At 72.5% G+C, this 24,667-nt stretch carries 23 protein-coding genes and 1 pseudogene; 9 read left to right on the plus strand and 15 right to left on the minus strand.

Annotation, left to right across the window (positions count from 1 at the left end; genetic code table 11):
• Positions 1–288: 288 nt before the first annotated feature.
• Both phoH2 and BJZ21_RS15165 read right to left on the minus strand, forming a co-directional pair.
• Positions 289–1,581 carry an RNA 5'-3' helicase PhoH2 gene (gene phoH2 / locus BJZ21_RS15160; protein WP_179665727.1) on the minus strand — a complete coding sequence of 431 codons (1,293 nt, stop codon included), beginning with the start codon at positions 1,579–1,581 and terminating at the stop codon, positions 289–291.
• Between the two features lie 429 nt (positions 1,582–2,010).
• The gene (locus tag BJZ21_RS15165; RefSeq protein ID WP_179664515.1) at positions 2,011–2,787 is read right to left on the minus strand and encodes an isoprenyl transferase; all 777 of its coding nucleotides are present in this window, start codon (positions 2,785–2,787) and stop codon (positions 2,011–2,013) included.
• 122 nt (positions 2,788–2,909) lie between these two features.
• Between BJZ21_RS15165 and trhA the strand changes: the two genes are divergently transcribed.
• Complete coding sequence (trhA, locus tag BJZ21_RS15170) at positions 2,910–3,629, plus strand: PAQR family membrane homeostasis protein TrhA (protein WP_179664516.1); 720 nt, start codon at positions 2,910–2,912, stop codon at positions 3,627–3,629.
• Positions 3,630–3,637: 8 nt separating this feature from the next.
• Here the strand turns inward: trhA and BJZ21_RS15175 are convergent, their stop codons facing one another.
• A complete protein-coding gene (locus tag BJZ21_RS15175) occupies positions 3,638–4,921 on the minus strand; it encodes an MFS transporter (RefSeq protein ID WP_218851509.1) in 1,284 nt (427 codons plus the stop codon).
• A gap of 56 nt (positions 4,922–4,977) precedes the next feature.
• Here BJZ21_RS15175 and BJZ21_RS15180 point away from each other — a divergent pair, with 56 nt between their 5' ends.
• Entirely contained in the window at positions 4,978–5,964 is a 987-nt protein-coding gene (locus BJZ21_RS15180) for an ArsR/SmtB family transcription factor (RefSeq protein WP_179664517.1), read from the plus strand.
• Here BJZ21_RS15180 and glpK (BJZ21_RS15185) read toward each other — a convergent pair.
• Positions 5,898–7,511, minus strand: a complete 1,614-nt coding sequence (gene glpK, locus BJZ21_RS15185; protein ID WP_179664518.1) for a glycerol kinase GlpK — start codon at positions 7,509–7,511, stop codon at positions 5,898–5,900. The two genes, BJZ21_RS15180 and glpK (BJZ21_RS15185), sit on opposite strands and share 67 nt — an antisense overlap.
• The gene (locus BJZ21_RS15190; RefSeq protein ID WP_179664519.1) at positions 7,508–8,275 is read right to left on the minus strand and encodes an IclR family transcriptional regulator; all 768 of its coding nucleotides are present in this window, start codon (positions 8,273–8,275) and stop codon (positions 7,508–7,510) included. The genes glpK (BJZ21_RS15185) and BJZ21_RS15190 overlap by 4 nt, the downstream gene beginning before the upstream one ends.
• Before the next feature lie 191 nt (positions 8,276–8,466).
• On the opposite strand from BJZ21_RS15190, the gene BJZ21_RS15195 reads away from it, so the two are divergent.
• From BJZ21_RS15195 to BJZ21_RS15205, 3 genes are all read left to right on the plus strand, one after another.
• Complete coding sequence (locus tag BJZ21_RS15195; protein ID WP_343052163.1) at positions 8,467–9,294, plus strand: MIP/aquaporin family protein; 828 nt, start codon at positions 8,467–8,469, stop codon at positions 9,292–9,294.
• 37 nt (positions 9,295–9,331) lie between these two features.
• Positions 9,332–10,849: a glycerol kinase GlpK gene (gene glpK / locus BJZ21_RS15200; protein ID WP_179664521.1), complete on the plus strand. Its 1,518-nt coding sequence runs from the start codon at positions 9,332–9,334 to the stop codon at positions 10,847–10,849.
• Between the two features lie 62 nt (positions 10,850–10,911).
• Entirely contained in the window at positions 10,912–12,564 is a 1,653-nt protein-coding gene (locus tag BJZ21_RS15205; protein ID WP_179665729.1) for a glycerol-3-phosphate dehydrogenase/oxidase, read from the plus strand.
• Between the two features lie 44 nt (positions 12,565–12,608).
• On the opposite strand, the gene BJZ21_RS15210 is transcribed toward BJZ21_RS15205, so the two are convergent.
• From BJZ21_RS15210 to BJZ21_RS15225, 4 genes are all read right to left on the minus strand, one after another.
• A complete protein-coding gene (locus tag BJZ21_RS15210; RefSeq protein WP_179664522.1) occupies positions 12,609–14,171 on the minus strand; it encodes an aldehyde dehydrogenase family protein in 1,563 nt (520 codons plus the stop codon).
• Complete coding sequence (locus BJZ21_RS15215) at positions 14,168–15,751, minus strand: GMC family oxidoreductase (protein WP_179664523.1); 1,584 nt, start codon at positions 15,749–15,751, stop codon at positions 14,168–14,170. The genes BJZ21_RS15210 and BJZ21_RS15215 overlap by 4 nt, the downstream gene beginning before the upstream one ends.
• A 186-nt stretch (positions 15,752–15,937) precedes the next feature.
• Positions 15,938–17,926, minus strand: coding sequence for a thioredoxin domain-containing protein (locus BJZ21_RS15220; protein ID WP_179664524.1), 1,989 nt, complete (start codon positions 17,924–17,926; stop codon positions 15,938–15,940).
• Positions 17,927–17,967: 41 nt separating this feature from the next.
• Complete coding sequence (locus BJZ21_RS15225) at positions 17,968–18,129, minus strand: hypothetical protein (RefSeq protein WP_179664525.1); 162 nt, start codon at positions 18,127–18,129, stop codon at positions 17,968–17,970.
• Positions 18,130–18,252: 123 nt separating this feature from the next.
• Between BJZ21_RS15225 and BJZ21_RS20645 the strand changes: the two genes are divergently transcribed.
• From BJZ21_RS20645 to BJZ21_RS15245, 3 genes are all read left to right on the plus strand, one after another.
• Positions 18,253–19,194, plus strand: coding sequence for a DUF2510 domain-containing protein (locus BJZ21_RS20645; protein WP_218852033.1), 942 nt, complete (start codon positions 18,253–18,255; stop codon positions 19,192–19,194).
• A gap of 157 nt (positions 19,195–19,351) precedes the next feature.
• Positions 19,352–19,870: an excisionase family DNA-binding protein gene (locus BJZ21_RS15240; protein ID WP_179664526.1), complete on the plus strand. Its 519-nt coding sequence runs from the start codon at positions 19,352–19,354 to the stop codon at positions 19,868–19,870.
• Positions 19,871–20,422 carry a VapC50 family PIN domain-containing toxin gene (locus BJZ21_RS15245; RefSeq protein WP_179664527.1) on the plus strand — a complete coding sequence of 184 codons (552 nt, stop codon included), beginning with the start codon at positions 19,871–19,873 and terminating at the stop codon, positions 20,420–20,422. It begins immediately after the preceding gene.
• Positions 20,423–20,670: 248 nt separating this feature from the next.
• Here BJZ21_RS15245 and BJZ21_RS15250 read toward each other — a convergent pair.
• A pseudogene (locus BJZ21_RS15250) lies at positions 20,671–20,835 on the minus strand (DUF255 domain-containing protein); the annotation flags it as partial.
• 144 nt (positions 20,836–20,979) lie between these two features.
• Between BJZ21_RS15250 and BJZ21_RS15255 the strand changes: the two are divergent.
• Positions 20,980–21,435 carry an SRPBCC family protein gene (locus BJZ21_RS15255; protein ID WP_218851510.1) on the plus strand — a complete coding sequence of 152 codons (456 nt, stop codon included), beginning with the start codon at positions 20,980–20,982 and terminating at the stop codon, positions 21,433–21,435.
• Positions 21,436–21,464: 29 nt separating this feature from the next.
• Here BJZ21_RS15255 and BJZ21_RS15260 read toward each other — a convergent pair whose 3' ends face one another.
• From BJZ21_RS15260 to BJZ21_RS15280, 5 genes are all read right to left on the minus strand, one after another.
• Positions 21,465–21,929, minus strand: a complete 465-nt coding sequence (locus BJZ21_RS15260) for a hypothetical protein (protein WP_179664530.1) — start codon at positions 21,927–21,929, stop codon at positions 21,465–21,467.
• Positions 21,926–22,384 (minus strand): hypothetical protein, encoded by a 459-nt coding sequence (locus BJZ21_RS15265; RefSeq protein ID WP_179664531.1) that lies wholly within the window; start codon positions 22,382–22,384, stop codon positions 21,926–21,928. The genes BJZ21_RS15260 and BJZ21_RS15265 overlap by 4 nt, the downstream gene beginning before the upstream one ends.
• Before the next feature lie 283 nt (positions 22,385–22,667).
• Positions 22,668–23,105 carry an arsenate reductase/protein-tyrosine-phosphatase family protein gene (locus tag BJZ21_RS15270; RefSeq protein WP_179664532.1) on the minus strand — a complete coding sequence of 146 codons (438 nt, stop codon included), beginning with the start codon at positions 23,103–23,105 and terminating at the stop codon, positions 22,668–22,670.
• Positions 23,102–24,211: an ACR3 family arsenite efflux transporter gene (arsB, locus tag BJZ21_RS15275; protein WP_179664533.1), complete on the minus strand. Its 1,110-nt coding sequence runs from the start codon at positions 24,209–24,211 to the stop codon at positions 23,102–23,104. Before arsB ends, BJZ21_RS15270 begins: the two co-directional genes overlap by 4 nt.
• Positions 24,208–24,615: a metalloregulator ArsR/SmtB family transcription factor gene (locus BJZ21_RS15280; protein WP_343052164.1), complete on the minus strand. Its 408-nt coding sequence runs from the start codon at positions 24,613–24,615 to the stop codon at positions 24,208–24,210. The genes arsB and BJZ21_RS15280 overlap by 4 nt, the downstream gene beginning before the upstream one ends.
• Between the last annotated feature and the right edge of the window lie 52 nt (positions 24,616–24,667).

Here is a 24,667-nt window from a genome sequence, read left to right on the forward strand (position 1 = left end):
TAGACATCGGGGGTCCTCTTCGCGCCCGAGTCCTCACGCGATCACGCGAGGTCACGAAAAGATCACGGGTCACCTTGCACGAGCGCGCGAGGGACTGCAAACCGAACGGCCCAAATTGGGGGGACTTCTGGGGGAAATGTGACCCCGGACTCGCCCCATAGATCCCTTCAGTCACAACTACCCCAACAGACACAGCAACCCCGCGCCGCCCCCAAGGGGTACGACGCGGGGTTGCGGGAACGGGCCACCCCGTTCGGACCGGCCCGTTCGGACCGGCCCGTTCGGGTGTCAGAGGGTCACGTGCTCGAGCATCTCGGTGACCAGCGCCGCGATCGGCGAGCGCTCGGAGCGGGTCAGGGTCACGTGCGCGAACAGCGGGTGCCCCTTGAGCTTCTCGATCACCGCGACCACACCGTCGTGGCGGCCGACCCGGAGGTTGTCGCGCTGGGCGACATCGTGGGTGAGCACCACCTTGGAGTTGGCGCCGATCCGCGACAGCACGGTCAGCAGCACGTTGCGCTCCAGCGACTGCGCCTCGTCGACGATCACGAAGGCGTCGTGCAGCGACCGGCCGCGGATGTGGGTCAGCGGCAGCACCTCGAGCATGCCGCGGTCGAGGATCTCCTCGATCACGTCCGGGGAGGTGATCGCGCCGAGGGTGTCGAAGACCGCCTGGCCCCAGGGCGACATCTTCTCCGACTCCGACCCGGGCAGGTAGCCCAGCTCCTGGCCGCCGACGGCGAACAACGGGCGGAACACCACGACCTTCTTGTGCTGGCGGCGCTCCATGACGGCCTCGAGCCCGGCGCACAGCGCCAGCGCGGACTTGCCGGTGCCGGCCCGGCCGCCCAGCGAGACGATCCCGACCTCGGGGTCGAGCAGCATCTCGAGCGCGACCCGCTGCTCGGCCGAGCGGCCGTGCAGGCCGAACACCTCGCGGTCGCCCCGGACCAGGTGCACCTGCTTGTCCGCACCGACCCGGCCCAACGCCGTCCCCCGCTCGGAGAGCAGCACCAGGCCCTGGTGGCAGGGCAGGTCGCGGGCCTCGGCGAGGTCGAGCACGCCGTCGTCGTACAGCTCGTCGAGGTCGGCGGCGGCCACGTCGAGCTCGGCCATGCCGGAGTAGCCGGTGTCGGAGTCGGAGATCGCCTCGGCGCGGTACTCCTGGGCGTCGAGGCCGACCGCGGACGCCTTGATCCGCAGCGGCAGGTCCTTGGAGACCAGCGTGACCGCGTGCCCCTCGTTTGCCAGGTTGCGGGCGACCGCGAGGATGCGGGTGTCGTTGTCGCCGAGCCGGAAGCCGGAGGGCAGCGACGCGGGGTCGGTGTGGTTCAGCTCGACCCGGATCGTGCCGCCCTCATCCCCGATCGGGACGGCCTGGTCGAGGCGGCCGTGGACGATGCGCAGCTCGTCGAGCAGCCGCAGGGCGGTGCGTGCGAAGAAGCCCAGCTCGGGGTGGTGCCGCTTGCCCTCCAGCTCGGTGATCACCACCACCGGCAGCACCACCTCGTGCTCGGCGAACCGACGCGGCGCGCCGGGGTCGGCGAGCAGCACGCTGGTGTCGAGCACGTAGGTCCGCACCGCCGGCGCCTCGGGCGTCCGGGCGCGGGCCCGGGCGCGGGTGCGGGTGGCCCCACCGGGGCTGTTCTGCTGAGTGGCCTGCTGGGTGGCCTGCTGGGTGGTCTGGGTCTGCTGAGCCTGCGACGGCACGATGTCACCCCTCACGGACCGACGCGCGCACTCCTCGCCCCGGTCCTAGTTCACACTGGTGGACCGGGCAGCCCGAGGACCGGAGTGCCGGCCCCCTCCCCCGCGGCAGGGGTCCACCCGCCGTGCGGTGCAGTCGTGAACGTCCACGAACGAGCCTCCCGATGCGGAGAGCTTCCCCACTCCCCGATACCCCGGAAGGTACGCCTGCATGCGGTGCCGACGACACGACACGCCCGAACGCGCGGGTGAACACGACGTGGCGGTCGGGTGGCGCGGGCCGGGGACTCCTACAGCGGCCGGCTACGCGCCGTACCGCCGCTCGCGCTGGGTGTAGGCGCGCAGGGCGCGCAGGAAGTCGACCCGGCGGAAGTCGGGCCAGTAGGCCTCGCAGAAGTAGAACTCGCTGTGGGTGCTCTGCCACAGCAGGAAGCCGCCGAGGCGCTGCTCGCCGGAGGTGCGGATCACCAGGTCGGGGTCGGGCTGGCCGCGGGTGTAGAGGTGCTCGGCGATGTGGTCGACGTCGATGACCTCGGCGAGCTCCTCGAGGGTCATCCCCTTGCCGGCCTGCTCGTGCAGCAGCGCCCGGACCGCGTCGGCGATCTCCCGGCGGCCGCCGTACCCGACCGCGACGTTGACCATGATCCCGTCCACGGCGCGGGTCGCCTCCTGGGCGGCCTTGAGCCGCTCGGCGGTCTCGGCGGGCAGCAGGTCGAGGGCCCCGACCGGGTTCAATCGCCACCGTTGCTGGTCCGCGAGCGAGGCGACCGCCTCCTCGATGATCTGCAGCAGCGGCTCGAGCTCCTTGGCGGGGCGGTTGAGGTTGTCGGTCGAGAGCAGCCACAGCGTGACGTGCTCGATCCCGACCTCCTCGCACCAGCCGAGCAGCGGCTCGATGTTGGCGGCGCCGGCCCGGTGCCCGTGGGCGGTGTCCGCCCCCACGGCCCTGGCCCAGCGGCGGTTGCCGTCGAGCATCACCCCGACGTGGCGGGGCAGGTCCTCGGTCGGCATCCGGCGCAGCATCCGTGCCTCGTACGCCGGGTAGAGCACCCGCCGGATCCCACGCTTCCAGTCCGCCACGCTCCGATGGTAACCGCGTCGGGGCCTCCCCCAGAGGACCTCGGCGCGGACCACAGGACGGACGGCTCAGGTGGGGTACGACGACGTGCGGCGCTCGGACTCTCCCGGTACCTTCTTGGAGTATGAGCAACACGGTGAACGGGGCACTCCGGTCCGGCCTGGACCAGCTCGGTGACGCGATCGCCGAGGTCAAGCCCCGACTGCGCGGCTGGCTGCACCTGGGGGTCGCGCCGCTCACCCTGGTCGCCGGGATCGTGCTCGTCAGCCTCTCCCCCACCACCGCCACCAGGATCGGCGCCGCGGTGTTCACCGGGTCGGCGCTCATCTTGTTCTCGGTGTCGGCGATCTACCACACCGGCAACTGGTCACCGCGGGTGTGGGCGTTCCTGCGCCGCTTCGACCACTCCAACATCTTCCTGCTGATCGCGGGCTCCTACACGCCGTTCAGCCTGATCCTGCTCGACGGCACCGAGCGGGTCGCGCTGCTGGCCACCGTGTGGACCGGCGCGATCCTCGGCGTGCTGTTCCGGGTCTTCTGGACCGACGCGCCGCGCTGGCTCTACGTGCCGATCTACCTCGCGCTCGGCTGGGCCGCGGTCTTCTTCATCCCGTCGTTCTACGCGGGTGCCACCCAGCTCGGCGCCGGCGTGGGGATCGCGACGTTCGCCATGATCGTGATCGGTGGCGCGCTCTACACGCTGGGCGGGGTGGTCTACGGCTTCAAGCGCCCCGACCCGTGGCCGCGCTGGTTCGGCTTCCACGAGGTGTTCCACAGCTTCACGATCCTGGCGTTCGCCTCGCACTACGTGGGCGTGTCGCTCGCGATCTACGCCCTGCGCTGAGCCGGGGATCACGCGACGAGCTCCACCTCGCCCGCGGACGTACGGCGGGTCGCGGCGTGCCCGGCCAGCGCGGCCACCGCCACGCCGGCCGCGGCGAAGACGACCGCCAGCAGCACCCAGCCGGGCAGCCCGTGCCGGATCGCGGTCGCGGTGACGAGCAGCGGGGCCACCATGTTGCCGAGCGCGTAGCCGGTCGAGGAGAGGCCCTGGTAGGCACCGGCGCTCGTGGGATCGGCCAGCTCGAAGGCCAGCCCCCAGCCGCCGGCCTCGGTGCGCACCTCGGCCGCGGACCCGAGCAGCTCGGCGCCCACCAGCAGCAGCACGGCGACGGCCGTCCCGACCGGGCCCGGGCCGGTGTGCCCGGCGACGCCGTACACCAGGCAGGCGGCGGCCAGCAGCAGCGTGCCGCGGCGCACCACCCGGCCGGCGTGCCGGATGTCGTGGGTCCCCCGCGACGCGCGGACCTGGCACAGCGCGACGAAGACGGTGTTGATGACCATCAGCACCGAGACCATCACGGTCGGCGCGGCGGTGGCGCCCGCGATCCACAGCGGCACGCCGACGGTCTGGATGCCGAACTGCATCGCGATCACCGAGTTCAGCGCGACCGAGGCCAGGTAGGTCCGGTCCCGCAGCGGGGACCGGCCGCGGGCGCGTCCCCCCTCCGGTGTCCGCGTCCCGGCCATCGTCGCGGCCAACCGGGGCACCCGGCGGCGCAGCCCGGCCATCGGCACCGTGGCGGCGCCGGTGAGCACCGCGGTGCCGATCATCGTGCTGCGGTACGCCGCGGCGGTACCCAGCAGCAGCGCGATCGCGGCCAGCAGCGTCCCGAGGCCGATGAAGACGTTGGTGACCACCCGCAGCCGGGCGCGGACCTGCACCCGCTCCGGCCCGGTGAACCAGCGCGCCTGCAGCGCCGCCTTGGCGCTGCCCTGCAGGCTGCGGGCCCCGACTGCGAAGCAGGCGACCGCGGTGAAGGTCACCGCGGAGCCGGTGAACACGTAGGCCAGCAGCGCCAGGCCCTGCAGGCCGTTGGCGGCGACCTGCAGCCGGTCGGCGCCGACCCGGTCGGCGAGGTAGCCGCCCAGGAACGACGCGGCGACCCCGACGCCGCCCGCGATGGTCAGGCCCAGGCCCACGGTGGTGGGCGAGAGCCCGACCACCCGGGTGAAGTAGAGCGCGCTCACGCTGAAGAACAGCCCCGTCGACAGGGCCGCGGTCATGGTCGCCAGCGTCAGCGCCCGGTGCACGGGCTCGTCGGGCAGGAGCAGGAGACGCACGCGACCGGTCACCGGGCAGTTCTCGCACCCGCGGTGTCGGTCGCGCCAACGATGTAGCGTCCGGCTTCATGATCGAGTACGACCTCGCCGGCACCGATCTCGGCGGCGTCCGGTTCGCGATCTCGCCGCTCGCGGAGGCCGCGCTGTCGCTGCGCACGTTCCGCGACCCCGGCCGCTACCCGCTGATGCTGCCCTGGCTGCGCCGCACCGAGGCCGCCCGGGCCGCCCTGGACACCGCGATGCTCCGGGCGCTGACCAACGACTCGTTCTGGGTGCTGGACTTCCTCACCCCCCACCCGTTCTCACCGCTCTCCCGGTTCGAGGACGAGCTCGCGACCGCGATGCGCACCCCGGCCGACGCGGTGCACGCCGACATCGCCGAGGTGCACCCCGACCCCGTGACCCGGCCCGGCGTGCTCCGCGGGCCCGCGGACCGGGTCCTGGGCCGGATCGAGGCGGCGCTGGCGGACTACTGGCAGACCTGCTTCGTGCCGTTCTGGCCGCGGATGCGCGCGCTGCTGGAGGCCGACATCGTGCACCAGGCCCGGACCATCGCCTCCCGGGGCCTGCACGGCATGTTCGCCGGGCTGGCGCCGACGGTGCGCCTGGACGGCCAGATCGTGCAGGTGAGCACGTCCAGCGGCGCCCGGTACCGGCGTACGACCGCCGGCGCCGGGCTCACGCTGGCCCCCTCGATGTTCGTGCGCAGCGCCTCGGCGCCGATCTCGCCGCACGAGTCGCCGCTGCTGATGTACGCCGCCCGCGGGCTCGGCGCGCTCTTCGAGAGCGAGCGCCCGCAGACGCCGGACGCCCTGGCCGGCCTGGTCGGCCGGGCCCGGGCGCGGCTGCTGGTGCTGCTGGCCGCCCCGGCCTCGTCGACCGAGCTCGCGGTCCGGCTCGGCGTGACCACGACCGCGGTCAACCAGCACCTGCGCGCGCTGCGGGCGGCGGGCCTGCTCACCTCGGCCCGGCACGGCCGCTCGGTGCTCTACCTGCGCTCGGAGCTCGGCGACCTGCTCGTCGGCGAGCCGGCGGGCGGCGCGGCAGGCCGCTGACCGTCCTCCGCGCCGGCGGCGCCGGGTGCCCCGGGCACGCCGCGGGCGCCGGGGACGGGCCCCCGGCCCCAGGCGATGGCCAGCGACACGGCGTGGTGCCACGCGGCGAGCTCGGCGTCCCGTCGCTCGGCGGTGATCCGCGAGTGCCACTCCGCGGCCCGGTGCCAGTGCGCCCGCAGCACCTGCCGGTCCGGCCAGTAGCCGACGGCGAGCCCGGCGGCGTACGCCGCCCCGAGCGCCACGCTCTCAGCCATCATCGGGCGGATCACCGGCACGTCGAGCACGTCGGCGACGGTCTGCATGAGCAGGTTGTCGGCGGTCATCCCGCCGTCGACCGCCAGCCACGTCATCGGCAGCTGGGCGTCGCGGATCATCGCGTCCACCACGTCGCGGGCCTGCCACGCGGTCGCCTCGAGCACCGCGCGGGCGAGGTGGCCCTTGGTGACGTAGGAGGTCAGCCCGACCACGACCCCCTGGGCCTGGCTCTCCCAGTACGGCGCGTAGAGCCCGGAGAACGCGGGCACGACGTAGCAGCCGCCGTTGTCCGCCACGGTCGCCGCGAGCGTCTCGATCTCCGCGGGCGTGCGGATCAGGTCCAGGCTGGTCCGGCACCACTCGACCAGCGCGCCGGCCTGCGCCACCGACCCCTCGAGCGCGTAGGTGGTCGGCTCCCCCTCCACGGTGTGCGCGACGGTGGTGATCAGCCCGGAGCGGGACCGCACCACCTCGGTGCCGGTGTTCATCAGCAGGAAGCTGCCGGTGCCGAACGTGCACTTGGCCTGGCCCCGCTCGAAGGCGGTCTGGCCGAACAGCGAGGCCTGCTGGTCGCCGATCACGGCGCTGATCGGGATCCCGGGCACCGGGTCCCGGGTCACGCCCAGCACGCCGATCGACGGGCGGATCTCCGGCAGCATCGAGGCGGGGACGCGCATCGCCTCGAGCAGCTCGGGATCCCAGGCCAGGGTCTCCAGGTCCATCAGCAGGGTGCGGCTGGCATTGGTGGCGTCGGTGACGTGCAGCCCGCCGGATAGCTTCCAGACCAGCCAGGTGTCCATGGTCCCGAACAGCAGCTCACCCCGCTCGGCCCGCTCCCGGATCGCCGGGTCGCTGTCGAGGATCCAGCGCAGCTTCGGGCCCGAGGGGTAGGACGAGACCGGCAGCCCGGTCCGCCGGGTCACCTCGGCGAAGTCGAGGTGGTCCACGAGCCCCGCCAGCCCACCGGCGGTCCGGGTGTCCTGCCACACGATCGCCGGGGCCACGGGGCGGCCGGTGGCCCGGTCCCACACGACCGTGGTCTCGCGCTGGTTGGTGACCCCCAGCCCGACCACCTGCTCGGGGCCGACCCCGGCGTCCTGCAGCGCCTGGGGCACCAGCTCGCGGGTGATCCGCCAGATCTCCTCGGCGTCGTGCTCGACCCAGCCGGGCCGCGGGTAGGACTGCCGGTGCTGGCGCTGGGCCACCGAGACCATGCGGCCCTCGCGGTCGAAGAGCAGGCAGCGGGTCGAGGTGGTGCCCTGGTCGATGGCCGCGACGTACCGCGTGGTCACGGGCGGCCGTGCCCGAGCTCGCGCGAGATGGACCGGCCGGCCGCGACCACCTGGGTCACCAGCGCCGGGCTCGGGCGGTGGCGGCCGTCGCACAGCCCGTCGACCCGGCCGACCACCCCGACCGCCGCCACCACGAAGCCGGCGCGGTCCCGGACCGGCGCCGCCAGCCCGGCGGCGTCGGGCTCGGCCTCCTCCACGGCAGCGGCCCAGCCGTGGTCGCGGACGTCGGCGAGCTCGCGGCGCAGCCGGGCCGGGTCGGTGATGGTCCGGTAGGTGTAGCTCGCCAGCTCCCGGCCCGCCAGGCTGCGCAGGGCGCGGGGGTCGTGCGCCAGCAGCACCTTGCCGAGCGCGTCGGCGTGCAGCGGCTGCACCGTCCCGGTCAGCGAGCTCTGACGGCTGCCGTCCGGCCGGAACACGTGGTGCACCACCACGACCCGGTCGCCGTCCCACGTGCCGAGCAGGGCGGCCTGGCCGGTGCGCGCGGCGAGCGCGTCGGTCCAGTTCAGGGCGCGCGCCCGCAGCTCGTTGTGGTCCAGCGCGGTCGCCCCCAGCTGCAGCAGGCCCGCGCCGACGGCGTACAGCCCCGAGTCGGGGTCCTGGTCGACGAACCCGACGTCGCGCAGCGTCTGCACGAGACCGTGCACGGTGGCCTTGGCCAGGCCCAGCGTGTCCGCCAGGTGCGCCAGGCTGGTCGGCCGGTGCTCGGCCGAGAGCACCTGCAGGATCGCCGCCGCGCGCTCGACGGACTGGACGCGGGCGGACATGGTTGTGACCCTAGCCACGCCGACAAGGCGGGGGTGCCCGAATCGGTTCGGCGATGCCGAACGAGCGACCGTTCGGCGATGCCGAACGCCGGGCGTTGTGGCGGCGGTCACTGGAGCCTAGCGTCCCACGTCACATCCCGATCACGTCGAGGCGAGGAGAAATCGTGGCACAGCTCGGTAGGAGGACGTTGGTGGGTGAGCTCGTGGCCGAGTTCGCCGGCACCATGATCCTCATCCTGTTCGGAGTCGGAGTCGTGGCGCAGGTCGTCACCGGGAACGGTGCGCTCGGCGACCACGACTCCATCGCCTGGGCCTGGGGCCTCGGCGTCACGTTCGGCGTCTACACCGCGGCCCGCATCAGCGGCGCCCACCTCAACCCCGCGGTGAGCGTGGCCCTGGCCGCGTTCGCCGGCTTCTCGTGGCGCAAGGTGCTGCCGTTCGCCCTGGCCCAGACCGCGGGCGCCTTCGTCGCGGCGCTGCTGGTGCGCTGGGTGTACGCCGACGCGATCGGCACGGTCGACCCCGGGCACACGATCAAGACCCAGGGCATCTTCTCCACCCTCCCCGGCAACGGCGCCATGGACGTCAGCACCGGCACGGCGCTGCTGGACCAGGTGGTCGGCACCGCGATCCTGCTCTTCTTGATCCTCGCGGTCACCGACAGCCGCAACGACGCCCCGGTCGCCTGGATGGCGCCGTTCATCGTCGGCCTGATCGTGGTCGCGATCGGCATGGCCTGGGGCACCAACGCCGGCTACGCGATCAACCCCGCCCGCGACTTCGGCCCGCGCCTCGCCTCGTTCTTCACCGGCTACGGCACCGCCTTCGAGGACCAGCACGGCTCGCTCTACTTCTGGGTCCCGATCGTCGGCCCGCTCATCGGCGGCCCGCTCGGCGCCGGCGCCTACCGCCTGGTCGGTCGCTTCATGCCCGCCGAGGACGAGATCGACGAGGTCGGCGAGGTCCCGACCGCGGAGCCGCGCGTCCACCACGGCCCGACCGCGTCCACCGGCGCCTGACACCATCAGCACAGCCCACCACCGCGAGGAGCACACCATGACCGAGTACGTCGGAGCCATCGACCAGGGCACCACCAGCACGCGCTTCATGATCTTCGACCACGGCGGCAACGAGATCGCCCGTCACCAGCTCGAGCACGAACAGATCATGCCGCGGGCCGGCTGGGTCGAGCACAGCCCGTACGAGATCTGGGAGCGCACCAGCTCGGTGCTCAAGACCACCCTGGCGCGGGCCGGCATGAACGGCTCCGACCTGGCCGCGCTCGGGATCACCAACCAGCGTGAGACGACGGTCGTGTGGAACCGCAAGACCGGGCGCCCCTACTACAACGCGATCGTCTGGCAGGACACCCGCACCGACAGCATCGCCAAGGCGCTCGACAGCGACGGCCGGGGCGACGTGATCCGCCGCAAGGCCGGGCTGCCGCCGGCGACGTACTTCTCGGGCGGCAAGGTCCAGTGGATCCTCGAGAACGTCGACGGCGTGCGCGCGGCCGCCGAGGCGGGCGACGCGATCTTCGGCAACACCGACTCCTGGCTGCTGTGGAACCTCACCGGCGGGCCGCGCGGCGGGGTGCACGTAACCGACGTGACCAACGCCAGCCGGACCATGCTGATGAACCTCGAGACCCTGGACTGGGACGACGAGCTGCTGGAGATGTTCGACATCCCCCGCCAGATGCTCCCCGAGATCCGGCCCTCCTCCGACCCGACCCTCTACGGCCACACGCTCGAGGACGGCCCGCTGGGGGCGGCGGTCCCGCTGTCGGCCGCGCTGGGCGACCAGCAGGCCGCGATGGTCGGCCAGGTGTGCCTGGCGCCCGGCGAGGCCAAGAACACCTACGGCACCGGCAACTTCCTGCTGCTCAACACCGGCAAGGAGCTGGTGCGCTCGGAGAACGGGCTGCTCAGCACGGTCTGCTACCAGTTCGGCACCGAGGCGCCCGTCTACGCCCTCGAGGGATCGATCGCGGTGACCGGGTCCGCGGTGCAGTGGCTGCGCGACCAGCTGGGCATCATCAGCGGCGCTTCGCAGAGCGAGGCGCTGGCGCGGGAGGTGCCCGACAACGGCGGGGTCTACTTCGTGCCTGCGTTCTCGGGGCTGTTCGCGCCGTACTGGCGCTCCGACGCGCGCGGCGCGATCGTGGGTCTCTCCCGGTTCAACACCAACGCCCACCTGGCCCGGGCCACGCTGGAGGCGATCTGCTACCAGAGCCGGGACGTCGCGGACGCCATGGAGAAGGACTCCGGCGTGCGGCTGGAGGTGCTCAAGGTCGACGGCGACGTGACCGCCAACGACCTGTGCATGCAGATCCAGGCCGACGTGCTGGGCGTGCCGGTCAGCCGCCCGGTGGTCGCCGAGACGACGGCGCTGGGCGCGGCGTACGCCGCCGGGCTCGCCGTCGGCTTCTGGAAGGACCCCGAGGAGCTGCGCAAGAACTGGAACGAGAGCAAGCGCTGGGAGCCGCAGTGGTCGGAGGAGCAGCGGGAGGAGGGGTACGCCGGGTGGCGCAAGGCCGTGACCCGCACGCTGGACTGGGTGGACGTGAAGTGAGCGGGCCGACGACCCGCGCGACGCCACTCGCGCCCGAGAGCCGCGCGGCCGCGCTGCGCGAGATGGCCCGCGAGCCCCTCGACGTGCTCGTGATCGGTGGCGGCGTGGTGGGCGCCGGCGCGGCGCTGGACGCCGCCACCCGGGGCCTGCGGGTCGGGCTGGTCGAGGCGCGCGACTACGCCTCGGGCACCTCCAGCCGCTCGAGCAAGCTGGTCCACGGCGGGCTGCGCTACCTCGAGCAGCTCGACTTCGGGCTGGTCCGCGAGGCGCTCCGCGAGCGCTCGCTGATCCTGAACCGGCTGGCCCCCCACCTCGCCCGGCCGGTGCCGTTCCTCTACCCGCTCCAGCACCGGGTCTGGGAGCGGTTCTACGTCGGGAGCGGCGTGCTGCTCTACGACACGATGGGCGGGCGGCACGGCGTGCCCACCCACCGGCACCTGACCCGTCGGCAGGCGCTGCGGGAGTTCCCGTCGCTGCGCAAGGACGCGCTGGTGGGCGCGATCAAGTACTACGACGGCCAGGTCGACGACGCGCGGCACACGATGATGCTGGCCCGGACCGCCGCCCACTACGGCGCGTGGTGCGCGACCAGCACCCGGGTCACCGGCTTCCTGCGCGAGGGCGACCGGGTCAGCGGCGCCCGGGTGCTGGACCTCGAGACCGGCGAGCGGCTCGAGATCCGGGCGCGGCAGACCATCAACGCCGCCGGGGTGTGGACCGACGAGATCCAGGAGATGGTCGGTGGCCGCGGGCAGATCAACGTGCGCGCCTCCAAGGGGGTGCACATCGTGGTGCCCCGCGACCGGATCCACGCGGAGTCCGGGATCATCGCCCGGACCGAGAAGAGCGTGCTGTTCATCATCCCGTGGGGTGAGAGCTGGCTGATCGGCACCACCGACACCGACTGGGCGCTCGACCTCGCGCACCCGGCCGCCAGCCGGTCGGACGTCGACTACCTGCTCGAGCACGCCAACCGGCTGCTGAAGACCCCGCTCACCCACGAGGACGTCGTCGGCGTGTACGCCGGGCTGCGACCGCTGCTCTCCGGGGAGTCCGACGACACCAGCCAGCTCTCCCGCGAGCACGCCGTCGTCAGCCCGGTGGCCGGCCTGGTGATGGTCGCCGGCGGCAAGTACACGACGTACCGGGTGATGGCCAAGGACGCCGTCGACGCGGTGTCGCACTCCTTCAGCCGCAAGGTCCCGGCCTCGTGCACCGAGACCATCCCGCTGGTCGGCGCCGAGGGGTACACCGCCCTGTGGAACCAGCGCGAGCAGCTCGCGGCGGAGTCCGGGCTGCACCCGGGACGCGTCGAGCACCTGCTGGGCCGCTACGGCTCGCTGGTCGGCGAGCTCCTCGCGCTGCTCGAGGAGCGGCCGGACCTCGCCGAGCCGCTCGCCGACGCGCCGCTCTACCTGCGGGTCGAGGCCTACTACGCCGCGCTCGCCGAGGGCGCGCTGCACCTCGACGACATCCTGACCCGGCGGACCAGGATCTCCATCGACACCCCCGACCGCGGGGTCGCCACCGCCGAGGAGATCGCCGCCCTGGTCGCGCCGGTGCTGGGCTGGGACGACGGACAGGTCAAGGACGAGGTCGAGCACTACCGCGCCCGGGTCGCCGCCGAGCTGGACTCCCAGCAGCAGCCCGACGACCGCACCGCGGACGCCGCCCGTCTCGGCGCGCCGGACGTCCGGACCGCCGACCGGGGCTGAGCCCCGCCCGCCGGCTCGCGGGCGCTGACCGCGGCCGGCGGCGGTCAGCGCCCGGACCGGCCCCCGAGCCGACGCCCCTTCTCCCGCACCGCCCTGGGGATCGTGGTGCCTCGCCCGTGCAGCATCGTGACCAGCTGGGCGAACTGCTGCTCGGCCTTCTCGGTGCGCGCGAAGGTGGTCAGCGCCAGCGGCGGCTTGAACCGCTGCCGGGCGATCGCGTGCGGATAGGTGAACTCGCGCAGCCCGTCGGCGCCGTGGATCCGCCCGAAGCCCGAGTCGCCGACGCCACCGAACGGCAGCGCGGGGATCCCGGCGAAGGAGATCACGCCGTTGACCGCGGTCATCCCGGCGCGGACCCGCCGGGCGATCTCCATGGCCCGCTTGCCGGCGAAGACCGTCGAACCGAGGCCGTAGCGGGTGCCGTTGACCCGGGCGAGCGCGTCCTCCATGTCGCGCACCCGGGTCACGGTGACCACCGGGCCGAACGTCTCCTCCTGGATCGCGGTGGAGTCCTCGGGCACGTCGACGAGTACGGTCGGCTGGACGAACCGGTCGCCCACCGCGTCCAGCCCGCCGACCACGGCGCGGCCGCCCCGGTCGAGCGCGTCCTGGATGTGGCTGCGGACCACCTCGATCTGGCCGGGCATGGTCATCGGCCCGATCAGCGCGTCCGGGTCGGCGTCGGCCCGCAGCAGCCGCGCCCGGGCGGTCAGCTGGTCGAGGAACTCGTCGTACACGCGCTCGTGGACGTAGACCCGCTCGACCCCGATGCAGGTCTGCCCGGCGTTGCTGCACGCCCCCCACAGCGCGGCGTCGGCGGCGGCGCCGAGGTCGGCGTCCTCGTCCACGATCACCGCGTCCTTGCCGCCGGCCTCGATCACCACCGGCGTCAGCGTCTCGGCGCAGGCCGCCATCACGCGCTTGCCGGTCGCGGTCGAGCCGGTGAACGCGACCTTGTCCACGCCGGCGCGGCACAGCGCGGCGCCGGTCTCGCCGAGACCGGTCACGACCTGCAGGACCGGGCGGCCGACCGCCTCCAGGAAGGTGCGGGCCAGCCACTCCCCGAGCCCGGGGGTGAACTCGCTCGGCTTGAACACCACGGCGTTGCCGGCCGCGAGCGCGTAGGCCAGCGAGCCGATCGGCGTGAAGACCGGGTAGTTCCAGGGGCCGATCACGCCGACCACGCCCAGCGGGCGGTACTCCACGCTCGCCGCCTGGTTGCTCATCAGCAGCCCCGAGGGGACCCGGCGCCGGCGCAGCACCTTCTCCGCGTGCGCGGCGGCCCAGGCGATGTGCTCGACGGCCAGGCCGCACTCGAGCACCGCATCGGCGTGCGGCTTGCCCATCTCGCGGTGCACCAGGTCGGCCAGCTGGGGCAGCCGCCGGGTGATCACGCCCTTCCAGGTCTGCAGGTGGCGCTCGCGGTCGTCGTACGACAGCGACCCCCACCAGGCCGCCTCCTCGCGGGCCCGGGCGACGGCGGCGCGCACGTCGGCCTCGGTGTGCACCGGGTGCGTGCCGACGACGTCGCCGGTCGCGGGGTCGAGCGAGTCGAAGGTACGGCGGTCGCCGGGCGCCTGCGTGGTGCGCTCGTCGAGCTGGGTCATCGTGACTCCCTGATCAGGTCGGCCGCCTTCTCGGCGAGCATGATGGTGGGGGCGTTGGTGTTGCCGCGCGGCACCGCCGGCATCACCGAGGCGTCGACGACCCGCAGGCCCGCCACGCCGCGGACCCGCAGCTCGGGGTCGACCACGGCGTCCTCCCCCGACCCCATCGCGCAGGTGGCGACGGGGTGGTAGAGCGTCTGCGCCCAGGTCCGGATGTGCTCGACGAGGTTCTCGTCGGAGGGGTCCTCGGGCAGGTTCCACGGCCGGTCGAGGTGGGCGGCCAGCGGCCCCTGCGTGCAGATCTGCCAGGTACGCCGGGCCCCGGCGAGCAGCGCGTCGAGGTCGGTCTGGTCCTCGAGGTAGGCGGCGTCGATGGCCGGGTGCCAGGCGGGGTCGGTCGAACGCAGCTGAACCGACCCGCGGCTGGCGACCGAGACCAGCGTCGGCGCGGCGGTGAACATCCGCGAGGTGGGCTCGTGGAAGCCGTTGTCGTAGAAGCCCGACGGGGCCGCGTGGATCTGGATGTCCGGCAGGTCCAGTCCGTCCCGACTGGTGAAGAACGCCCCGGCCTCGCCGATGTTGGAGGCGAGCGGGCCGGTGCCGCGGGCCTTCCACCGCACGAAGTTGCGCACGTTGTTGAGCTGGGCGAGGTCGGTGACGCCCTTGGTGTGCCACAGCAGCGGCACCACGGGATGGTCCTGCAGGTTCGCGCCGACGCCCGGGCTGTCGACGTACGTCTCGACGCCGACCTCGGCGAGGTGGTTGCGCGGGCCGACGCCGGAGAGCAGCAGCAGCTGCGGGCTGTTGACCGCGCCGCCGCAGAGCAGCACCTCGCGGGTCGCCCGGACCGTGTGCACCGCACCGGACTGGCGGAAGGTCACGCCGGCCGCCCGGTCCCCCTCGAGGTCGAGGCGGGTGGCGAGGGCGCCGGTGGCGATCGTGAGGTTCTCGCGGTCGCGGGCCGGGCGGAGGTACGCCTCGTTGGTCGACCAGCGGCGGCCGCCCTTGCAGGTGACCTGGTACTGCCCGGCGCCCTCCTGCTCGGCGCCGTTGAAGTCGTCGTTGCGCTTCAGGCCGGCGGCGACCGCGCTCTCGACGAACAGCTCGCTGAGCTCGTGGGTGTAGACCCGGTCCTCGACGTGCAGCGGGCCGCCGCGGCCGTGGTACGGGTCGCCGAGGCGGGTGTTGTCCTCGGCCCTCTTGAAGTAGGGCAGGCAGTCGTCGTAGCCCCAGCCGGTCGCGCCGTACTGGTCGCGCCAGCCGTCGTAGTCGGCGCGGTTGCCGCGGATGTAGATCATCGCGTTCATCGACGAGCAGCCGCCGAGAGCCTTCATCCGCGGCCAGTAGGCGCGCCGGCTGTGCAGCTGCTTCTGCTCGGTGGTGCTGTAGTTCCAGTCCCAGCGGGTCTGGAACAGGCTCGCGAAGGCGGCCGGGATGCGGATCTCGTCGGCGTCGGCCTCGCCCCCGGCCTCGAGCAGCAGCACCGTCGTGCGCGGATCCTCGCTGAGCCGCGCCGCGAGCACCGCACCGGCACTGCCCGCGCCGACGATCACGTAGTCGTAGGTATCGCTGGCTGCCATGTGACGTCCTTCACCTCGGAGGTGGTGCCGAACGTACCCGCCGGTAGCCCCCGACGGAATGGCGAGACGGCACTTGCGTCAACTCTCAGGGGACCGAGAGGGCATTCGTGCTGCACCAAGTGCCCGCTCACCCCCCTGAGAGTTGACGGGATCGCCGTCTCGCGCTGGTGGGGGGGGTGGCCGGGGTCAGGGGAGGTCGGCGGGGTCGGTCACCGGGCGCTCGCAGACCTGACGCCGGCAGACGTACGCCGCCGCGCGGCCGTCGACCGCCGTGCGGCCGACCAGCAGCGGCACGTCCTCGCGCGGTCCGTCCGCGACCACGACCACCGCGCCGGGGACCCGCCGGGCCCGGCCGGCCAGTGCGTCCCGGTCCGGTCCGGCCGGGCCGACGACCGCGATCTCGAGCGGGCCCTCGAGCGTCGCCTCGGCCGCGGCGAGCGACCAGCCGGCGAACCGGGGCGCGCGCTCGGCCAGCGTCGCCACGGTCGCGAGTGCCTCCTCGGCGGCCTGCCGGTGCCGGCCGGAGCCGGTGAGCGCGGCGTACTCGGCGAGCGCGTGCACGGTCGCGGACAGGCCGGACGGGCTGGCGTTGTCCGAGGGGTCGCGCGGCCGGGCGACCAGCGCCTCGGCGTCGGAGCCGGTGTCGAAGAACCCGCCGTCCACCGCGCGGAACCTCGCCAGCGCGTCGTCGAGCAGCACCCGCGCGCGCTCCAGCCAGACCGCGTCCCCGGTGGCCTGGAGCAGCGCGAGGTAGCCGGCGGCCACGCAGCCGAGGTCCTCGAGGACCGCCGCGTGCGGGCCGGCCACCCCGTCCCGGGAGACCCGGCGCAGCCGGCCGTCGACGGTGTGCAGCGAGGCGAGCAGCTCGCCCGCGGTCGCCGCGGCCGCGACGTACGACGGCTCCTCGAGCAGCAGCCCGGCCGCGCAGAGCCCGGAGATCGCCAGCCCGTTCCACGCCGCGACCACCTTGTCGTCGCGGGCCGGCCGGACCCGGGTCTCGCGGGCGGCGAGCAGCACCGCGCGCACGTCGCGCAGCCGCTGCTCCCCCGGCCCCTCGGGGTCGCGCAGCAGCTGCAGCGTCGAGGCGCCGTGCTCGAAGGTGCCGGCATCGGTGACCTCGAAGACCTGCGCGGCCCACGCCGCGTCCTCGGGAGTCAGCACCTCCGCCAGCTGCGCCGGCGTCCAGGAGTAGAACCGGCCCTCGACGCCCTCGCTGTCGGCGTCGAGCGCCGAGGCGAAGCCGCCCTCGGGGGTGCGCAGCTCGCGGAGCAGGAAGTCGGCGGTCTCGCGCGCCACCCGCTCCCCCAGCGGCCCGCCCCAGCGGGCGTAGAGGCCGAGCAGCTGCGCGTTGTCGTAGAGCATCTTCTCGAAGTGCGGCACCACCCAGCCGGCGTCGACGGAGTAGCGCGCGAAGCCGCCGCCGAGCTGGTCGTAGAGGCCGCCGCGGGCCATCGCCTCGCAGGTCGCGTCGAGCATCACCGTCGCGCGCTCGTCCCGGGTCCGCGCCGCGTGCCGGTGGAGGAACTCCAGGACCATCGACGGCGGGAACTTCGGGGCCCCGCCGAACCCGCCGTTGCGCGCGTCGAACTCGCCCGCCAGGGTGGCGACCACCCCGTCGAGCAGCTCCGCGTCGAGGTGCCGCGCCACGACACCCCCGCCGGTGCTCGAGCCGGCCGAGACCTGGGCGAGGTGCTCGCGCACGCTGCCCGCGACCCGGCGTACGTCGTCGCCGCGATCGCGCCACGCGTCGACGAGCGCCTGCAGCACCTGCCCGAACGACGGCTGGCCGTGCCGCGGCTGGTCGGGGAAGTAGGTGCCGGCGAAGAACGGGCTGCCGTCGTGGTCGAGCACCACGGTCATCGGCCAGCCGCCCTGCCCGGTCATCGCGGTGGTCGCCTGCATGTAGACGGCGTCCACGTCGGGCCGCTCCTCGCGGTCGACCTTGATCGCGACGAAGTGCTCGTTGAGGTAGGCCGCGGTCGCCTCGTCCTCGAACGACTCGTGGGCCATCACGTGGCACCAGTGGCAGGCGGCGTAGCCGACGCTCAGCAGCACCGGCACGTTGCGGCGCCGGGCCTCCTCGAAGGGCTCGGCGCCCCACTCCCACCAGTCGACGGGGTTGCCCGCGTGCTGGAGGAGGTACGGCGAGGTCGCGGTCGCAAGGCGGTTCGGCATCCCTCCACCCTGCCAGCCGGGCGGCGAGCCGCGCCGCGGTGTCAGGCCCGGTCGGGCACCGAGGGCGGGAGCTCGAGGTCCGGGACCAGCTCGACCAGCAGGTCACGCACGCGGCGGTCGAGGTCGGCGATGATGCGACGTACCGTCGCCTCGGCGGGCAGGTCTGCTGTCGCCCACAGGCGGTGACCCTCCACCAGCTTCATGACTCCGGCTAACGACTTGTTGCCGTAGCCGACGTGCGGGGCAGCGCTCCCTCACGTCAGGCGCTGGCCACGATTTCCATCGAAGCCCTCGGTTCAGTCGGGTCCCGATGCCAAAATGCCGCCATGAGCCAGCAGACCCCCGCGGGGTGGTACCCGGACAGCCAGGGCACGACGCGGTATTGGGACGGAGCCGCGTGGACGGACCACACCCACGACCATGGCGCGGATGCCGCCGTCCCTACGGCCGAGAAGAAGGACGGCGCATTCACCAGGTTCAAGAAGGCTGCCGCCGACCGGTCAGCCGAGAAGAGAGAAGCAAAGGAAGCCCAGGAGCGGAAGTGGGCTGAGGACGTAGCCGCAGCCGGCGCACTCGTTACCAGCGGAACCTTCGGGATGTCGACTGTCGAGATCTATGAGGGAGGCTACGTCCGCGTTGCGTCTGGCGAGGAGCCCGAGCGCCCGAGCGTCGCGAATGTGCGATCGCAGATGGCCGCGAATCTGAGCGGAGGTGGCATCAACGCGAGGACGCCGTACGAGAAGTTGCGGTCGATCACGTTCACGCCATCAGATTCGGATCAGGCCTCACAGGGCGGCTCCGGTCTCGAGAGTGCAATCGGCCCCGCGGTTGCGGGTCTCCTCAAGGGCACGAAGCATCTGATGAAGGCCAGTGCACCGGGTTTGGCGGCTGCCGGGATCGCACACGTCGCAAGCCAAGGGTCTCGCACCTCGTACCTGACGATCGCTACGGACCGTCAGATCTACACGCTCTCCAACCAGGTCCCGAACAGTGTGGGGCTCAAGACCGCTAAGAAGGGCCACGTCGACGTCGGATTGGCGCTCGAAGCCGCGGGCAACGCCGTTCTCGGCATCGACAGCTCTTCGAGCGTGGACGCCGGCGCAGCTGCGCTTCCGCCAGCGGCCGAGCCTGAGGCAGGAGTCGCGGCTCCGACATCCCCTCCGAGCCTGGCGGACCGGCTCCGCGAACTCGCCACCCTCCACCAGGAAGGGATCCTGTCTGACGAGGAGTTCGCGAGCGCCAAGGCCAAGCTGCTCAGCGGACTCTGATCGCCGGCTTCACCGTGGGCCCGGGTGACGAACGGCGAGTGACCCCGGGAACCATCGTTACAGGTGGTTTCCCGCGACATCTGGATGGGTGTCTGACGCGAGGCACACGCGGCCTTGATCCCAACCGCTTTTCGAATATTTCGAGTAGGGTGGCGTCATGGCCACCGTAGAGAAGGCCGCTCATCTGCGGCAGTCGAAGACATACCTGCCTGACCAAGAGCGCGAAGAGCTGCTCCAGTTCGCCCAGGTGCTGAACGGGATCAACATCGCCGCGGGCGAGTCGGGCCACGCGATGCTCGTCGGCCCTGACGGTAAGCAGGTGCCGATTCCGGCTGAGCTGTTCCAGGTGCTTGAAGAGGCGGCCAACGTGTTGGCGCTTGGCGACGGGATCTCGATCCTGCCGTACGCGGCGAAGCTCACCACTCAGGAGGCTGCCGACTTCCTCGGGATGTCTCGCCCGACGTTCGTCAAGATCCTGGAGTCAGGTGGCATCGAGTTTGAGAAGGTGGGCCGTCATCGTCGGGTGACACTGCGTGACGTGGTGGCGTACCAGACCCGCGCCCAAAGTGAGCGCCGCGCGGCATTGGCTGAACTCGCGAAGGACTCGATCGAGCACTACGACAAGTTGCCGAAAGGCGTGCCCTCACTGAAGCGGCTCTCAGAAACTGAGGGCTGAGTGTCCAGGTTCCCAGCGCTCTTCGACACCAACGTCCTGTTCGGCTTCCACCTCAACGATGTCATCCTCGGACTGGCCGAGCGCGGCCTGTTCCGGCCTTTGTGGTCGGAAAGGATTCTCGACGAGTTGTCGACGAACCTGGCGGAGCACGGCATCCCAGACGCGAGCGTCAAGAGGCGCGTCGATGCCATGAGGCATGCGTTCCCGGATGCAACCGTCAGTGGCTTCGACGATCTGATCGGAACGATGACCAACGACCCGAAGGATCGTCATGTTCTCGCGGCAGGCATCCGCGCGAACTGTGAGGTGCTCGTCACGTTCAACCTCAAGGACTTCCCTGACGAGAGCGTCGACGCCTACGACATCGAAATCGTTCATCCGGACAAGTTCCTCCTCGACCAGCTCGACCTGTATCCAGGGCCAACCGTGGAGGTTCTGCGTCAACTGATCGCAGACTACTCCAGCCCGACCTTGGAGATGGAGGACCTCCTCGTGCGCTTGGCGGACGCGGGCGTGCCTGATTTCGCTAGCGCGGTTCGCCGCTACCTCTGAGAGTGCGCCAAACCGCAGGACATGTTAGAAATTCCAGAGATTCTTCACGCGTTCTCGAGACGGGTCAGGTGGCTCAACACGCCCAGATCGCTCAACATGCCATCGACGTGTCCGCCTGAGTAACTCCGAGTGATGCACGAAGCCCCGGAAACGGCGTCTATCGACGACATCCGGCGAACCGAGGCGACCCACGACACCCCCTCTGACCTGCGGTTTCGTCAAGATCCGCCAACAGCCGTCGATCGCTCCACCACGTGGCACCAGTGGCAGGCGGCGTAGCCGACGCTCAGCAGCACCGGCACGTTGCGGCGCCGGGCCTCCTCGAAGGGCTCGGCGCCCCACTCCCACCAGTCGACGGGGTTGCCCGCGTGCTGGAGGAGGTACGGCGAGGTCGCGTCCTTGAGTCGGTTCACCCCTCCACCCTGTCACCCGGCGAGCCGGTCGGCCGGCCCGGGAGATGCTCCGGGCGGACAGTGGCCGCGGTGGGCGCCGCGCAGGGCGGCGGTCGGGGCGGCGGCCACACCTGAGACCCTGGGCCCATGGGTGAGGACACCAGCTTGAGCCATGAGGACGCGATCGTGGTCGAGGCGACGCCGGAGACGCTGTTCGACCTGGTCACCGACATCGGCCGCACGGGTGAGTGGAGCCCCATCTGCACCGGATGCTGGTGGGACGACCCCGCCGAGGCCGGCCAGGAGGGTTCCTGGTTCACCGGCCGGAACGAGCTGCCCCACCGCACGTGGGAGACCCGATCCAAGGTCGTGGTGGCCGACCGCCCACGCGAGTTCGCGTTCGAGGTCGGCGACGGCTTCGTGCGTTGGGGTTACACGTTCGAGCCCACGGCTCCGGGAACCCTGCTCACCGAGTCCTGGCGGTTCCTGCCGGCGGGGCTTGAGATGTTCCACCGGAAGTACGGCGAGCAAGCGGCGACCGAGATCGCCGAGCGGACGCTGGCCGCACGCACCGGGATCCCCGCGACCCTGGCCGCCCTCAAGCGCATCGCCGAGCGGTAGCCGGGCCCGGGCGAGCGGAGCCGGCGGCTCTACCGGCGGAGCACCAGCCGCTGCCGGGTGGTCGCGGTCAGGCAGACAGCCAGGCCGAGCACGCCCACGTCACGCAGCACCAGGTCCGAGAGGCCGTTCGACATCGTCAGCGAGATCACGATCTGGAGCAGGAGGACCACCGCGACTGCCGCGACGGCCCTCACCGCGATGCCGGCCAGCATGGCGACGGCCAGCACGAGCAGCAACCACCCGTGCGCCAGGACGAGCAGCACGAGCAACGTCGACCCCGACACCACCGGAACGTAGCCGGTCCACAACGACGGCTGGACCAGCTCGTGGTAGCCGAACCACGCCAGCACCAGCCCGAAGAGGATGCGTCCCACGGTGGGCGCCCACTCCGCGACCAGCTGCCCGGCGATCCAGTCCCCCGGGCCCGGCGGCGGCGCCGGCCGCCCCGGGCGGACGTCGCCGCGTGCGGAGGGCGCCCCCTGGCGCGGGGTCACTGCAGGATCCTGCCGTGGGCGTCGGTGACCACCACACCGTCGTCCCCGAGGTTGTAGTCCGAGCTGCCGGCCTCGTCCCCCATGGAGGCCTCGACGACGTACACCCGGGCACCCCCGGGGTAGGCGTGGGCAGTCCCGGGCTGGCCGCTCACCCCGGCCCGCACCGAGAGGCCCGAGCCGGCCCTGCTCACCGAGATCGACAGCCCGGTCATCGCGGTCCTCGCCGCGGCACTCGGGGCGCCGGGCCAGACCCGGTAGGCGTACGAGGCGAAGCTCTGCGAGGCCAGCAGCGGGCCCGGCCCCGACGGGCGTCCGGCCGGGCCGCCGCCCGCCGGCGTCGTGGGGCTCGCGCTGGCGGCGCCGGCACCGAGCTGCCCGGGAGGTGGACCCGTCTGGCGGGTCGACCACCCGTGCACGGCCAGCAGGCCTGCCGCGACGGCGGCGGCGAGGAGCACGGTGGCACCTCTCGGGCCCACCGATCCACCAGGTCCTCGCATGGCCTCACCACCTCGGACGAGCCTGCCGAGCCTCGTCAGCTCGCAGGGTCGACGGCCAGGGTCAGCTCTCAGGCTAGCCAGCCAGGCTTGACGCTTCCTGAACGTAACCCATGAATCCGCGGGCCGCCGACCGCCGACCGCGCGGAGCGGAAGGCCGCGGACCTCGGACGTGCTCAGTTGCAGCCCGTGGCGGGTCCGCGGCCTCGCCGGCGGCGTCCGTGCCGGATCGCCCGCGGGCGGGTCAGTCGCCCTCGAGCACCGAGGGCGGGAGGGCGAGGCCGGGCACGAGCTCGGCGAGCAGGTCGCGCACCCGCCGGTCGAGGTCGGCGATGATGCGACGCACCGTCGCCTCGTCCTGGCCGCCGGGGTCGTCGACCGGCCAGTCGACGTACCTCACGCCCGGGACGTAGGGGCACTCCTCCCCGCAGCCGAGGGTGATGGCCAGGTCGCTGGCGGCCACGGTCTCGCGGGTGAGCAGCTCGGGGTGCTCGGCGGAGGCGTCCAGGCCGAGCTTCTCCAGCACCTCGGCGACCTCGGGGTGGATGTGCTCTCCGGGCCGGGTGCCGGCCGAGAGCGCGATCACGCGGCCGCCGGCGTAGTGCTCGGTGAGCACCCGGGCGGCGACCGAGCGACCGCCGTTGCGGACACAGGCGAAGACGACCTGGGGCGTGTGGGTCACGGCTGGGCTCCTCTCGCGGCGGGGACGGTGGTGCGGTCGGGGAAGAAGCGCCTTGCCCAGAGGCTGACGTAGACGAGCGCGACCAGGGCAGGGACCTCGATCAGCGGGCCGACGACCCCGGCCAGGGCCTGCCCGGACGCGACGCCGAAGACGCCGATGGCCACGGCGATCGCGAGCTCGAAGTTGTTGCCGGCGGCGGTGAACGAGACCGCGGTGGCGCGCTGGTAGTCGAACCCGAGCGCCCTGGTCAGCAGCATCGAGCCACCCCACATCAGCGCGAAGTAGACCAGCAGGGGTACGGCGATCCGGGCCACGTCGAGCGGCTGGCTGGTGATCGTGTGCCCCTGCAGCGCGAACAGGATGACGATCGTGAACAGCAGGCCGTAGAGCGCGGCGGGGCCGATGCGGGGCAGCAGCCTCGACTCGTACCACTCCCGGCCCTTGGCGCGTTCGCCGAACGTCCGCGTCAGGTAGCCCGCCAGCAGCGGGATGCCGAGGAAGACCAGCACGGACCTGGCGATGCCCCACATCGAGACGTCGAGCGCGTTCTGCTCCAGACCCAGCCACCCGGGCAGCACCTGGAGGTAGAAGTAGCCGAGCAACGCGAACGCCAGGATCTGGAAGACCGCGTTGAGCGCCACCAGGATCGCGGCGGCCTCCCGGTCACCGCAGGCCAGGTCGTTCCAGATCAGCACCATCGCGATGCAGCGAGCCAGGCCCACGATGATCAGGCCGGTTCGGTAGTCCGGCAGGTCGGGCAACAGCAGCCAGGCCAGGGTGAACATCAGCGCGGGGCCGAGGACCCAGTTGAGCAGGATCGAGGTCACCAGCAGGCGCTTGTCGCCGGTGACGTGGCCGAGCTCGTCGTACCGGACCTTGGCCAGCACCGGGTACATCATCACGAGCAGGCCGATCGCGATCGGCAGCGACACCGAGCCGATCTCGACCGCGGCGAGCGCGTCGTCGAGGCCGGGGATCGTGCGTCCCAGCAGCAGCCCGACCACCATCGCCGCGATGATCCAGACGGGCAGGAACCGGTCCAGGGTCGAGAGCCGCCTGAGCACGGTGTCGTCGTGGGCGCCGGTCTCCCGCACGGTGTCGCTCATGCGCCGGCCCCCGCAAGCTCATCAGTGACCGCGTCGAGCGCCCCGGCGCTGAAGAGGCTGCCGAGCGCGGCCATCGCCTCGGGACGGGCCCGGTAGAACACCCAGGTCCCCCGCTTCTCACGGTCCAGCAGGCCGTTCTCGTGCAGCACCTTGAGGTGGTGGCTGATCGTGGGCTGCGTGAGATCGAAGTACGGCACCAGGTCGCACACGCACGCCTCGCCGCCCTCGTGGGACAGCACCAGGGAGAGCAACCGGAGCCGCGCCGGGTCGGCGATCGCCTTCAGCAGCGGCACCACCCGGACGGCCTGCGCGGCGTCCATCGGCTCGCGGGCGAGCGGGACACAACAGGTCAGCGGGCCGTCGGCGAGCGGCCGCGGCAGCGGACCGGCAGAGGAGTTCGACACCCGTCTATGTTGACAGTCGTCGATGTCCGACGCCAAGTGCCGAGCGGCCCGC

Origin of the sequence: Nocardioides panaciterrulae (assembly GCF_013409645.1) — a bacterium.
Classification (GTDB): Bacteria; Actinomycetota; Actinomycetes; order Propionibacteriales; family Nocardioidaceae; genus Nocardioides; species Nocardioides panaciterrulae.